The 13,238-nt window shown below is 75.5% G+C and carries 10 protein-coding genes; 7 read left to right on the top strand and 3 right to left on the bottom strand.

What is annotated here, in order from left to right; translation table 11 throughout:
* Positions 1 to 133: 133 nt before the first annotated feature.
* Entirely contained in the window at positions 134 to 1,003 is an 870-nt protein-coding gene (locus tag KPL57_RS52000) for an SAM-dependent methyltransferase (RefSeq protein ID WP_226357801.1), read from the top strand.
* Positions 1,004 to 1,012: 9 nt separating this feature from the next.
* Here KPL57_RS52000 and KPL57_RS51995 read toward each other — a convergent pair whose 3' ends face one another.
* Positions 1,013 to 2,506, bottom strand: coding sequence for a PucR family transcriptional regulator (locus tag KPL57_RS51995; RefSeq protein WP_226357800.1), 1,494 nt, complete (start codon positions 2,504 to 2,506; stop codon positions 1,013 to 1,015).
* A gap of 115 nt (positions 2,507 to 2,621) precedes the next feature.
* Between KPL57_RS51995 and KPL57_RS51990 the strand changes: the two genes are divergently transcribed.
* The 6 genes from KPL57_RS51990 (at position 2,622) to KPL57_RS51965 (ending at position 11,143) form a co-directional block, all read left to right on the top strand.
* The gene (locus KPL57_RS51990; RefSeq protein WP_226357799.1) at positions 2,622 to 4,043 is read left to right on the top strand and encodes an aspartate aminotransferase family protein; all 1,422 of its coding nucleotides are present in this window, start codon (positions 2,622 to 2,624) and stop codon (positions 4,041 to 4,043) included.
* 103 nt (positions 4,044 to 4,146) lie between these two features.
* On the top strand, positions 4,147 to 6,543 hold the full coding sequence (locus KPL57_RS51985; RefSeq protein ID WP_226357798.1) for a glycerol-3-phosphate 1-O-acyltransferase: 2,397 nt from the start codon (positions 4,147 to 4,149) through the stop codon (positions 6,541 to 6,543).
* Positions 6,530 to 8,047 carry an HAD-IB family hydrolase gene (locus KPL57_RS70890; protein WP_226357797.1) on the top strand — a complete coding sequence of 506 codons (1,518 nt, stop codon included), beginning with the start codon at positions 6,530 to 6,532 and terminating at the stop codon, positions 8,045 to 8,047. The genes KPL57_RS51985 and KPL57_RS70890 overlap by 14 nt, the downstream gene beginning before the upstream one ends.
* Positions 8,044 to 9,480, top strand: coding sequence for a wax ester/triacylglycerol synthase domain-containing protein (locus KPL57_RS51975; RefSeq protein ID WP_226357796.1), 1,437 nt, complete (start codon positions 8,044 to 8,046; stop codon positions 9,478 to 9,480). The genes KPL57_RS70890 and KPL57_RS51975 overlap by 4 nt, the downstream gene beginning before the upstream one ends.
* Positions 9,477 to 10,271: an alpha/beta fold hydrolase gene (locus KPL57_RS51970; protein ID WP_226357795.1), complete on the top strand. Its 795-nt coding sequence runs from the start codon at positions 9,477 to 9,479 to the stop codon at positions 10,269 to 10,271. Before KPL57_RS51975 ends, KPL57_RS51970 begins: the two co-directional genes overlap by 4 nt.
* Complete coding sequence (locus tag KPL57_RS51965; RefSeq protein WP_226357794.1) at positions 10,268 to 11,143, top strand: MaoC family dehydratase N-terminal domain-containing protein; 876 nt, start codon at positions 10,268 to 10,270, stop codon at positions 11,141 to 11,143. Before KPL57_RS51970 ends, KPL57_RS51965 begins: the two co-directional genes overlap by 4 nt.
* A gap of 45 nt (positions 11,144 to 11,188) precedes the next feature.
* Here KPL57_RS51965 and KPL57_RS51960 read toward each other — a convergent pair whose 3' ends face one another.
* Positions 11,189 to 11,923 (bottom strand): Clp protease N-terminal domain-containing protein, encoded by a 735-nt coding sequence (locus KPL57_RS51960; protein WP_226357793.1) that lies wholly within the window; start codon positions 11,921 to 11,923, stop codon positions 11,189 to 11,191.
* A 49-nt stretch (positions 11,924 to 11,972) separates the two neighbouring features.
* Positions 11,973 to 13,235: a DNA polymerase IV gene (gene dinB / locus KPL57_RS51955; protein ID WP_226357792.1), complete on the bottom strand. Its 1,263-nt coding sequence runs from the start codon at positions 13,233 to 13,235 to the stop codon at positions 11,973 to 11,975.
* Positions 13,236 to 13,238 lie beyond the last annotated feature (3 nt).

Genomic DNA, 13,238 nt, shown 5'->3' with positions numbered 1-13,238 from the left:
GATCTACGCGGTGTTACGGCTCACACACGCAGTGTCGGTATGGGATCCGGTGTCCGGTACCGCCTGCGCCGTGCGAGTGATCATCCGCGTGACTGATGAGCAACGCTAACCGTCTGCTCCTAGCGTGATCGTCATGCGCACAGCCGACGATCAGTGGGACATCACCAGCAGCGTGGGCGCCACCGCCCTGGCCGTCGCCGCGGGGCGGGCGCTGGAGACCCGCCGCGCCGACCGGCTGGTCGACGACCCGTACGCCCAGCGGTTCGTCGACGCGGCCGGGACGCTGTCGGCCGTGCCGGAGGACCCGGACGACGCCGCCGACCCGTGGGTCGTGCAGGCCGGCTACCAGGGCGTGCGCTCCCGGTTCTTCGACGAGGCCCTGACCGGCGCCGGGACGACCCAGGTCGTGCTGCTCGCCGCGGGCCTCGACGCGCGGGCCCTGCGCCTGCCGTGGCCCGCCGGGACCACGGTGTTCGAGGTCGACCAGCCGAAGGTGCTGGACTTCAAGGACGAGGTCGTCGCCGGGGCGGGCATCGCGCCCACCGCGCGCCGGGTCACCGTGCCGGTCGACCTGCGCCACGACTGGCCCGCCGCGCTCGCCGCGGCCGGCTTCGACCCGGACCGGCCGACCGCCTGGCTGGCCGAGGGGCTGCTGCCCTACCTGCCCGCCGACGCCGAGCGGCTCCTGTTCGAGCGGGTGCACGCGCTGTCGGTGCCGGGCAGCCGGATCGCCGTCGAGCACTTCGGCGACCAGGTGGAGCGGATCGCGGACGAGCCGTCGTTCCGCGCGGCGGCCCGGGAGATGCTGCACACCACCGACGTCCGCGAGCTGTTCTTCGCCGAGCCCCGGACCGAGTCCTGCGACGACTGGCTGCGCCGCCACGGCTGGACGGTCACCGCCCGCCCGGTCCGCGAGGTCGCCGCGGGCTACGGGCGGCCGCTGCACGACACGGTCACCGACACCCTCGGCTCGGCGACGCTGCTGTGGGCCGACCGCCCCTGAACGGCGGGCTCAGCGGGCGGCACGGGCGTCGACCAGCAGGGCCAGGTGCAGCGCGGTCCGCACCTCGGGGTCGGTGAGGTCGAGGCCCAGCAGGCCGGACAGGCGGCGCAGCCGGGCGTAGGCGGCGGGGCGGCCCACCCCGAGCCTGCGGGCGACGTCGGCGACGACCCCGCCCGCCTCGACCAGGGCCCGCAGCGTGTCCCGGGCGTCGGCGCGCGCTGCGGCGGGCAGCGCCGTCACCGGGCCGAGGACGTCCGCGGCGAAGCCGAGCAGGGCCGGGTCGTCGCCGAGGCGGTGCACCAGCCCGCGCAGCGCGGGCACCCGGACGGGGCCGCGACCGCCGGTCGCGGCGTGCGCGGCCGCGTCGTCGCGGGCCCGGCGCAGCAGGTCCGCCACGGCCGCGAACGGGCCGGGCCCGGCCGTCGCCGCGGCCACCGTGGCGGGCAGCGCGGCGAGCAGCGGGCCGCCGTCGCCGGGCACGAGCACGACCAGCTCCCCGGGCGCGGGGGAGGCCACCGTCGCCCCCGGTGCGACGACGGCGAGCGCCGCGTCGACGGCCTGCTCCGGGTCGACGGCCCGCTCGGGGGCGTCGTCCCCGGCCGGGCGCAGCGCCACCACCGACAGCGGACCCTCGGTGTCCAGCCCGGCGGCGCGGGCCCGCACCGCCAGCCGTCCGGCGTCGGACGGCACCGCCGCGGCCAGGTCGGCCACCAGCGCGTCGCGGGCGGACCGCAGCAGGCCCTCGGGCGACGGGTCGAGCAGCGACACCGCGTCCGCGGCGGCGTCGAGCAGTGCGCGGACCCGGTCGGCGGTGCCCGGCGTCGGCCGCGACGGCACCGTCAGCCGCCCCCACCGCGCCCCGGGCCGCCCGACCGGCGCGGTCGCCCAGCCCTCCGGCCCGGCGGGCCCGGCCAGCCGCGAGCGCGCCGCCCAGTCCCGAAGGTCCGGACCGCCCGCGGTGAGCAGCACCCGGTGCGCGAGGTCCTCGCACACCACGGGCGCGTCGATCCGGCGGGTCAGCTCCCCGACCACGCGCCCCGGCGGCACCCGGTGCAGGGCGAGCGACCGGAACGCGGCCTCGGCGCCCGGCGGCCCCGGGTCGTCGTCGCGGCGGGCGACGACCTGCCCCAGCACGCCCGCGACGATCTCGGCGAAACGCACCGTGCGCCGCAGCTCCACCAGCGGGAACCCGGCCGCCCGGGCGGCCTGCACCAGCCCGGCGGGCAGCGACGGCAGCTGCTGGCCGATCTCCACGACCAGCCCGACCGCCCCGGCGGCCCGCAGCGCGTCGACGTAGCGGGCCGGGACGGTGGTGGGGTCGGCCACCGGCACCCCGACCGAGAGCACCAGCACCCCCGGCGGCAGCGTCCCGGCCGGGTCGGCGACCTCGCTGACGTGCACCCAACGCACCGGGGTGCCCAGCGCCGCCCGCCCGGCCCGTACGGCGGGTGCCCCGGCCCGGACCTCCGGACGGGCCAGCACGTCGGCGATGGTCGGGTGCACCGGGATCCACTCCGTCCGCCGCGCGGCCCAGGACGATACGGATCGTATCCCTGACCGGGGCCGCCGCGGCGCCGACGATCGGAGGCGTACCGCGCCGCTACCGAGGGAGCCCCACGTGACCGCCGTCGAGAACACGACCCGGACCGGGGCCGGAGCCACCCCGGACGCGCCCGCCCTCTCGCCGCACGCCGACGCCGCCGGCCGACACCTCTGGATGCACTTCGCCCGGATGCACGGCCGCGACGGCGCGAACCCGATCCCCGTCATCACCCGCGGCGAGGGCGTGCACCTGTGGGACGACCGCGGCCGCCGCATCCTCGACGGCCTCGCCGGCCTGTTCGTCGTGCAGGCCGGGCACGGGCGGCGTGAGCTGGCCGAGGTCGCCGCGAAGCAGGCGTCGGAGCTGGCGTTCTTCCCGGTCTGGGGCTACACGACCCCGCCCGCGGCCGAGCTCGCCGAGCGGCTGGCCCACCTCGCCCCCGGCGACCTGAACCGGGTCTTCTTCACCTCCGGCGGCGGCGAGGCCGTCGAGAGCGCCTGGAAGGTGGCCAAGCAGTACTTCAAGCTCCGCGGCCGCCCGCTCAAGCACAAGGTGATCTCCCGGGCGACGGCGTACCACGGCACCACGCACGGGGCGATGGCCGTGACCGGGCTGCCTGCGATGAAGAAGGACTTCGAGCCGCTGGCGCCCGGCGGGTTCCGCGTGCCCAACACCAACCTCTACCGCCACCCCGAGTTCGACGGCGACGCCGAGGCTCTGGGCCGCTGGGCCGCCGACCGGATCGAGGAGGCCATCGCGTTCGAGGGCGCGGACACCGTCGCCGCGGTCGTGCTGGAGCCGGTGCAGAACTCCGGCGGCTGCCTGACCGCGCCGCCGTCGTACTTCGCCCGGGTCCGCGAGATCTGCGACCGGCACGACGTGCTGCTCGTCGCCGACGAGGTGATCACCGGCTTCGGCCGCCACGGCGTCCCGTTCGCCAGCGCGAAGTTCGGGTTCACCCCGGACATCATCACCTGCGCGAAGGGCATGACCTCGGGCTACGGGCCGATGGGCGCGATGATCGCCTCGGAGAAGGTGATCGAGCCGTTCCTCGCCCCCGGCGTCACGTTCCCGCACGGCTACACCTGGGGCGGGCACCCGGTCTCGGCCGCCGTCGCGCTCGCGAACCTCGACCTCATGGAGCGCGAGGACCTCTACGGCAACGTCCTGTCCCACGCCGACGAGTTCGGCGCGACCCTCGACCGGCTCCGTGACCTTCCGATCGTCGGCGACGTCCGCGGCGACGGCTACTTCTGGGCGATCGAGCTCGTGCGCGACCGGGACACCCGGGAGACCTTCGGCCCGCAGGAGCGGGAGAAGCTCGTGCGCGGGTTCCTGCCCGGGGCGCTGTTCGAGGCGGGCCTGTACTGCCGCCCCGACGACCGCGGCGACGTCGTGATCCAGCTGGCGCCGCCGCTGATCGCCGGCCGGGCCGAGTTCGACGAGATGGAGCAGATCCTGCGGCACGTGCTCACCGAGGCGTACAAGATCGTGTGAGTTCGCCGGGACCCGCCGCGTCGGGTTGTTGCCCAACCGGCGGGTAACTAGGTTGACCCCCCAGGCGCCGCACCGCGGCGGGGCGTGCCGACAGGGGGCCTCCATGACGAACAACGACCTCACCGGCGGACGAGAGGTCGTCGTCACCCAGGCCCGGTCGCACACCGAACGCGGCATCCTGCGCCGCTGGGCCGAACAGGAGCACCCGGCCGCCGCCGTGGTCGCGCTCGGCGCGAACGGCGAGGTGCCGTCCGCGCTGGGGGAGGCCCTGCACGGCGACGGCACGGTGATCGTCCCGGCCCGGGTCGCGTGGCTGACCCCCGAGCCGGAGGACAGCGGCCCGGTCCGCAAGCTCACCGGCCTGGCGACGTCCGCGGTCATGCGGATGGCCTGGTCGCCGCTGCACCCGTCGATGGTGAAGCACCGCCCGGACGCGGCCCGGGTCGTGACGGGGGAGCCCGCGACCGTCGCCGACCTGGTGTCCCGGTTCGTCGCCCAGGAGAACGGCAGGCCCGGCTCGGACGGGTTCACCCGGTTCGTCGCCCGGCAGGCGATCCTGGCCTGCGACCGCGCCGAGCGCCGCGTCCTCGGTGACCGGTACAAGGTGCCGCGCCGGATGGTCGAGCAGATCACCTCCTCGGCCCGCTTCCCGACGCTCGTCGACGGGCTGGCCGCGCGGACCGGGAAGCCCGCCGCCGAGATCGAGCGGGACCTGGAGTCCTGCCTGCACGAGATGGCGGCCGTGCAGAGCCCGCCGGCGATCGACGCCTTCCGGGCCGTGATGAGCCCGATGCACGCGAAGGCCTGGGACGTCCAGGTCGACGAGTCGGGCCTGGAGCGGCTGCGGGAGCTCAACAAGGAGCACGCGCTGGTGTTCCTGCCCAGCCACCGCTCCTACGCCGACCCGCTGCTGTTCGCCGAGGTCCTGCACGACCGCAACTTCCCGCGCAACCACGTGCTCGGCGGCAACAACCTGTCGTTCTGGCCGCTGGGGTCGCTGGGCCGCCGGGCCGGGATCGTGTTCATCCGCCGCAGCTTCGGCGGCGACACCGTCTACAAGGCGGCGATGACCGAGTACCTCGGCCACCTGCTGTCCAAGCGCTTCAACCTGGAGTGGTACCTCGAGGGCGGCCGCAGTCGCACCGGGAAGCTGCGCAAGCCCCGCATCGGGCTGCTGCGCTACCTGGTCTCCGCGCTGGAGGAGCGCCCGGAGCTCGACGCCGTGCTGGTCCCGGTGTCCATCGTCTACGACCAGCTGCACGAGGTCGGCGCGATGGCCGCCGAGCAGCGCGGCGGGCAGAAGAAGGCCGAGGGCCTGGGCTGGCTGTTCGGCTACTTCCGCGACCAGCGCCGCCACATCGGCACCGCCCGGGTGCGCTTCGCCGAGCCGTTCGCGCTGCGCCGCGCCCTGGAGGACGCCGGCCCCGGCCGCGCGCAGCTGGAGAAGGTCGCGTTCCGGGTGTGCGCGGGCATCAACCGCGTCACCCCGGCGACGGCGACCTCGCTCGCGACGTTCGCGCTGCTCTGGGCGCAGGACCGGGCGCTGACCCTGCAGCAGGTCCGGGAGGTCGTCGCGCCGCTGGCGGACTACCTGGAAGCGCGCGGGATCCCGGTGCCGATCGCCGAACTGCGGACCCGGCACGGCCTGCGGATGACGCTGGACCGGCTCGCCGAGGCCGGTGTCGTCACCGTCTACGACGCCGGCACCGAGCCGGTGTTCGCCGTCAGCACCGACCGCCACCACGTCGCGGCGTTCTACCGCAACGGCGCCCTGCACCACCTGCTCAACCGCGCCATGCTCGAGGTCGCACTGCTGCGCGTCGGCGACGCCGACCCCGACGAGGACATCGTCGAGGTCGCGTGGCGCGAGCTGGCCCGGCTGCGTGACCTGCTCAAGTTCGAGTTCTTCTTCTCCACCCGCCGCGAGTTCCGGGCCGAGATCATCGCCGAGCTGGACCTGGTCGACCCGGAGTGGCGGACCCGCGCGGCGAACCCGTCCGACGTGCGCGGCGCGCTGCGCCAGGCGCCGCTGCTGGTCGCACCGGGCGTGCTGCGGTCGTTCCTCGACGCCCAGCTCGTCGTCGCGGACCGGCTCGCCGCCCTGGGCGAGGAGCCGATGACCGACGAGAAGGAGTTCCTGGAGGACTGCCTCGGCGTCGGGCGGCAGATGCTGCTGCAGCAGCGGGTCGACCGCGCCGACTCGGTGTCGCGTGAGCTGTACACCACCGCAGTGCGCCAGGCCGACAACCGCGACCTGCTCGGCGAACCGGAGTCCGGCGCGGCCGGAGCGCCCCTGGGCGAGCGGCGCGCGGCCTGGCTGGCGGAGGTCACCGCGGTGATCCACGATCTGGGACGGCTGGGCGAGCTGCAGCGCGCCCGCCTCGAGGTGGTCCTCGGCTCCGGCGGGACGGCGGTGCCCGGGGCCGTCCCGGTGTCACCGGTGGTCCCGCCGTCCGGGACGGAGCAGCGTGTGGAAGGGGATACGGGTGTCGCCAGCTGACGGGACGCCGGCCGGGGACACCCGGGACCGGCTCCGGGCCATCCGGGAGGCGGAGCCGGGACCGGGGACGGTCGCGTACTTCGACTACGACGGCACCGTCATCGACGGCTACTCCGCGGGCGCCTTCTACCGCAGACGGCTGCGCGAGTTCGACGTCGGGCCGGTCGAGATGGTGCGCACCGTGCTGTCGGGCATGCGCGGGATCCGCACCGACGACGACTTCAAGGAGTTCCTGTCCATCACGCTCGCGACCTGGAAGGGCCGCAGCGAGGACGAGCTCCACGCCCTCGGGCGGACGCTGTTCCGCGACGAGATCGCGGGCTCGCTGCACCCGGAGGTGTGGGAGCTGGTCGCCGCCCACCAGGAGCAGGGCCACCAGGTCGTCATGGCGTCCTCGGCCACCCGGTTCCAGGTGCAGCCGATGGCCGACGAGCTCGGCGCGGACCGGGTGCTGTGCACCGAGCTGGAGGTGCGCGACGGCGTGCTCACCGGCCGCGTCGCGGGCACCTCGCTGTGGGGCGCGGGCAAGGCCGAGGCGGTCCGCGCCGACGCCGCCGCGCACGGCGTCGACCTGGCGGACTGCTTCGGCTACGCCAACGGCACCGAGGACGCGGAGTTCCTGTCCGCGGTCGGCCACGCGGTCGCGGTCTCACCGACCGACTCGCTGCGCGCGCTCGCCGGCGAGAGGGGCTGGCCGGTCCTGGACTGCGCGCCGCGCGGCGGGCTGTTCCCCAGCGTCACCGACGTCGCCCGCACCGCGGTCTTCTACGGCGGCATGGCCGCCGGGCTGGCCGCCGCGGCCGGGGCGGGCCTGCTGCACGGCTCGCGGCGCCGCTTCGTCGACATGGCGGGCTCGGTCGGCGCCGACGTCGGCTTCGGGCTGGCCGGCATCGACGTCGAGGTGACCGGCGCGGAGTACCTCCACTCCGCCCGGCCGTGCGTGTTCGTGTTCAACCACCAGTCGAAGTTCGACGTGCCGGTGCTGATGAAGCTGCTGCGCGAGAACTTCACCGGCGTCGCGAAGAAGGAGGCCGCGCAGATCCCCGTGTGGGGACAGCTGTTCTGGGCCGCCGACGTCGCGTTCATCGACCGCTCCAACTCCCGCGCCGCCCGGGCGGCGCTGCAGCCGGCCGTCGACAAGCTGCGCGACGAGGGGATCTCGCTCGCGATCGCGCCGGAGGGCACGCGCTCGCCGACGCCCCGGCTCGGCCCGTTCAAGAAGGGCGCGTTCCACATCGCGATGCAGGCCGGAGTGCCGATCGTGCCCGTGGTCATCCGCAACGCGGGGGAGATCATGTGGCGGGGCGCCCAGACCCTGCGCGGCGGCACCGTGCAGGTCGCCGTCCTGCCCCCGGTGGACACGTCGTCCTGGGTCCCCGAGGACGCCGGGAAGTACGCCGAGGAGGTCCGCGGCCGGTTCCTCGACACGCTCGCCGCGTGGCCGGAGCGCCGCATCGCCCAGCAGTACGACCGCAGCGACGACAGCCAGGAGGACCCGGCATGAGCGACTCCCCGGCGGGCTGGGGCTCGGCCCGCGAGATGTCGCCGTTCGAGGTCATGATGTGGCGGGCCGAGGGCGACGACCCCCGTTTCCGGTCCCCGGTCCTGGCGGTCGAGCTGCTCGACGCCAAGCCCGACTGGGACCGGCTCGTCGCCGCCGTGGACTGGGCGACGCGGATGGTCCCGCGCTTCCGCGAGCGCATCCGGGAGCCGCTGGGCGGGCTCGGCACGCCGTACTGGATCCACGACGTCGAGTTCGACCTGCACTACCACCTGCGCCGGGTGCGGATCCCCGGCGCCGGACCGGGCTTCTGGGCGGAGCTGTCCCCGATCGCCGAGCAGTTCATGATGACCCCGTTCGACCGGGAGCGGCCGCCGTGGGAGGCCATGCTCGTCGAGGGGCTGCCCGGCGGGCGCGCGGCGTTCCTGCTGAAGCTGCACCACGTGCTCACCGACGGCATGGGCGTGGTCCAGCTCCTGTCGCAGCTGCACAGCCGCAAGCGCGAGCACGACGACACCAAGCCGCAGCCCGCCGCGCCCGAGCCGACCTCGCCCGACCCGCTCGCCGAGGTCGACCGGCTCGTCCGCCGCGAGGCCGGGATCGTCCCGGCGGCCGCCCGTGCCGCCCGCGACGTCGTCGGCGCGCTCACCCACCCGCTCTCGGCGGCCCGCGACACCGCCCGCTACCTCGACTCGGCGCTGCGGGTGCTGTCCCCGCCGCCGGGCGGCGGTTCGGAGCTGCTGCGCCCGCGTGGCATGTCCTGGCGGTTCGTGGCGCTCGACGTCGACTTCGCCGACCTGCGCGCGGCGGGCAAGTCGGTGGGCGGCTCGTTCAACGACGCCTTCGTCGCCTCGCTGCTCGGCGGGTTCCGGCTCTACCACGAGGCGATGGGGCACCCGGTCACCGGCGACGCGACGCTGCGCACCTCGGTGCCGGTGTCGGTGCGCCGCGAGGGCGACGCCGCGGGCGGCAACCGCTGGGCGCCGGCCCGGCTCGCCGCGCCGATGGGCATCGCCGACCCGGCCCGGAGGATCCGGGAGGTGGGGGAGCAGATGCGTGCGGCCCGCGAGGAGCCCGCACTGGAGAGCCCCGACGTCGTCGCGCCGCTGCTGGCCCGGCTGCCCGGCCCGCTGCTGACCCTGGTCGCGGGCGGGTCGACGCAGGGCAACGACCTCCAGGCGTCGAACGTGCCGGGGCTGCGCTCCGAGGCGTTCCTCTGCGGCGCCCGGATCGACCGCGTCTACCCGTTCGCGCCGCTGCCCGGCTGCGCCGCGATGATCTCCGTGGTCACCCACGGGGACCAGTGCTGCGTCGGCGCCAACATCGACGCGGCCGCCATCACCGACCGCGAGGAGTTCGCCCGCTGCCTGGCCGGCGGTTTCGCGGAGGTCCTCGCGCTGCAGCCCGGGGCCGCGGAGCCCATGATCGTCGGATGAGCGCGTACCACGTCGGCGGCTCGGGGGAGCCGCTGCTGCTGCTCCACGGGATGACCTCGTCGTGGCGGGCCTGGAAGCCGTTGCTGCCCATGTTGGAGGAGCACCACGAGGTCTGGGCGGTGACCATGCCCGGCCACCTCGACGGCCCGCCGATGCCCGAGGGCGAGTTCAGCGTCGACCTGCTGGTCGACGGCCTGACCGAGCAGCTCGACGCGATCGGTGTGCCCGAGCGGCCGCACGTGGTCGGCAACTCCCTCGGCGGCTGGGCCGCGCTGGAGCTGGCCCGTCGCGGCCGGGCCCGGTCGGTCGTCGCGCTGTCCCCGGCCGGGGCCTGGTCGGTGCCCGCGGACCTGTACCGGCTGCTCGCGACGTTCCGGATCGGGGCGCTGCTCGCCGGCTGGGCGCCGGTGCGTGCGCTGGCCTCGTGCGGGGTGATCCGCAGGCTGCTGCTGCTCACCCTGGCCGAGCACACTGACCGCTACTCCCCCGAGGAGGTCGCGGAGCTGTTCGACGACCTCGCCGGCTGCACCATCCTGGAGCCGCTGCTGTCCGCGGCCCGGATGGACACCGCGATCGCCCCGTTCGAGCAGCTGCCCTGCCCGGTGCGGATCGCCTGGTCGGGCTCCGACCGCACCATCCCCTACGGCCGCTACGGCCGCCCGATGATGGACGCCGTCCCCGGCGCCGAGCTGGTGGTGCTCCCCGGCGTCGGGCACGTGCCGATGGTGGACAACCCGGCGTTGGTGGCCTGGACGATCCTGCAGCACACCCGCTACCAGGTCGCGTCGTGACCGGCCCCGGCGACGCCCCCGCGGACCTGGCCGCCGCCCTCGACGGCTGGGCCCCCGGTCCGCTCGTCGGCACCGACACCGTCACCCGGTGGTCGGTCGCCGCGTTCTCCGGGCTGCTCGACCTCGACCCGGTCGCCGCCGACGGGGACCCGCTCCCGCCGCTGTGGCACTGGCTCGCCTTCCTCGACACCCCGCCGATGTCCGCGCTCGGCGACGACGGCCACCCCCGCGAGGGCCACTTCCTGCCGCCGGTCCCGGACCGGCGACGCATGTTCGCCGGCGGACGCCTGACCTGGCACGCCCCGTGGCGGGTCGGCGAACCGGTGACCCGCCGCCAGGAGCTCGGCCCGGTCCGGGTCAAGCAGGGCCGCAGCGGCGAGATGGCGTTCGTGACGACGCGGGCGGAGTTCCGCCGCGGCGACACGCTGCTCTGCGTCGAGGAGCAGGACATCGTCTACCGCTCGCAGCCGGCCGGCACGGTCCGGGGCACGGTCGCGCCGGACCCGGCACCACGCCCGGAGCACGAGTGGGCCTTCACCGTGCCGACCGGCCCGGAGCTGCTGTTCCGGATGTCGGCGCTGACCTACAACACCCACCGCATCCACTACGACCTGCCCTACGTCACCGGCGTCGAGGGCTACCCCGGTCTGGTCGTGCACGGCCCGCTGTTCGCCCTGCTCGGCCTGGAGATCGCGCGCCGCCACCGCCCGACGGCGTTCGTGCGCGGCTTCGAGTACCGCCTCACCGCTCCCGCCTTCGCCGGCGCCGACGTCTGGGTCGGCGGGACCCCGGACGGGGACCGCATCGACGTCGCGGCCGGGTCCGACGGGGCACCGGAGTCGGTGCGGGGGAGCATCGAGCTCGCGACCTGAGCCCGCCCGGGGTCCCGCCCCGGCCACGGCGTCTCCACCCCGCCGTCAGCTCTCCCCGGCCCCGCCCCCGGTCATCGCGGCGATCGCCTCGGTGACGGCCTGCTCCACCCGCTCATCGTCGACGCCCGACCGGGTCAGGACACCGTCGCCGTCCTCCTGCTCCAGCAGGGCCAGCAGGACGTGCTCGGTCCCGACGTAGTTGTGCCCCATCCGCAGCGCGTGCCGGAAGGTCAGCTCCAGGGCCTTCTTCGCGGCCGGGTCGAACGGGATCAGGGCGGGCACCGTCGTCGCGCGTTCCGGGAGCGCGGCGACGGCGGCCTCGCGCAGCGCCGTGGTGTCGGTGCCCAGCCCGGTCAGCAGCGCGACGGCCAGCCCCTGCGGCTCGGCGAGCAGGCCGAGGACCAGGTGCGCCGGGGTGATCCGGTCGTTCTCGGCCGTGCGGGCCTCGTTCTGCGCGGAGACCACGACGTTGCGGGCCCGCGGGGTGAACCGCTCGAAGCCCTGGGCCATGTTCTCCGGGGCGTCCGGACGGGGGACGAACCGCTTCTGCGCGGCCTGCTTGGTGACGCCCATGCTGCGGCCGATGTCGGTCCACGACGCCCCGGCCCGGCGGGCCCGGTCCACGAAGTGGCCGATCAGGTGGTCGGCGACCTCGCCGAGGTGGTCCCCGGCGAGCACGGCGTCGGAGAGCTGCTCCAGCGGGTCCTGGTGGACCGAGGTGATGGCGTGGATGAGGTCGTCGAGGCGGACGGTGCCGCCCAGGGGCGTCGGTGGCGTCATGCGTCAACCGTAAGTTGACGACCGTCTTTCGTCAACCTCGGGTTGACGATCACTCGTGTTCGGGGAGCAGGGGCACCTGCAGCCCCTCGTCGTGGCCGAGGCGGCTGGCGCGGCCGACCGAGGCCGAGCCGAACCGGCTGCGGACGGCGTCGAGCGCGGTGTCCAGGGCCGGGCCGGCGTGGGCGTCGAGGGGGAGCTCCAGCTGCAGGGCGTCGTCGCGGTCCAGGTTGGTCAGCGACAGGCCGAGCAGGGTGATGCCGCGGGCGTGGATGTCGGGCAGGGCGTCGTGCAGCAGCCGGCGGGCGGCCGAGAGGATCGTCGGCGTGTGCGCGGTCGCGACCGGCAGCGTGTGCGAGCGCGTGATCCGGGCGTAGTCGCCGAACCGCACCCGCAGCACGACGGTGCGGCAGACCCGCCCGCCCCCCGCGGCGCCGAGAGGGTCGAGGGTCTCGTCCGGCTCGTCACGGTCGGACCCGCGCGGGGCACGCAGGCGCCGGGCCAGCCGGTCGACGGTCGAGGCCAGGATGCCGTCGAGCTCGGCGTCGGTGCGCGGGCGGCGGCCCAGCGCCCGCTGCGACCCGATCGAGCGGCGGGTCCGGTGCGTGTCCACCGGGCGGGGGTCCCGCAGGTGCGCGAGCGCGTGCAGGTGCCGCCCCGCGGCCGGCCCCAGGTAGGACACGAGCGCGGCCTCACCGAGCGCGGCGACGTCGGCGACGGTCCGCACGCCCACCTCGTGCAGCCGCCCCGCCGTCACCGCCCCGACGCCCCACAGGCTGCGCACCGGCAGCGGGTGCAGGAACTCCCGCTCCCGCGCCGGGTCGACGACGAGCAGCCCGTCCGGCTTCGAGGCCCCACTGGCCACCTTGGCGAGGAACTTCGTGCGGGCCACGCCGACGCTGATCGGCAGCCCCGCCTCCCGGGCCACCCGCTCGCGCAGCCGCGCGGCGATCTCGCGGGGCGTGCCCGCGATCCTCGCCAGGCCGCCGACCTCCAGGAACGCCTCGTCGATCGACAGCCCCTCGACCTCCGGGGTCGTGTCGCGGAACAGCGCGAACACCCGGCGGCTCGCCTCGGAGTAGGCCGCCATCCGCGGCGGGACGACGATCGCCTGCGGGCACAGCGCCCGCGCCTGGCGGCCGTTCATGGCGGTCCGCACGCCGTGCGCCTTCGCCTCGTAGCTCGCGGCCAGCACGACACCGCCGCCCACGACCACCGGCCGCCCCCGCAGGCGCGGGTCGTCGCGCTGCTCGACCGACGCGTAGAACGAGTCCAGGTCGGCATGTAGGATGGTGGCCAGGCCGCGCACGAACACATG

Source organism: Pseudonocardia sp. ICBG601 (genome assembly GCF_020496245.1).
The sequence above is the reverse complement of the archived record's forward strand: the minus strand, read 5'-3'. Positions and strand labels throughout refer to the sequence as shown.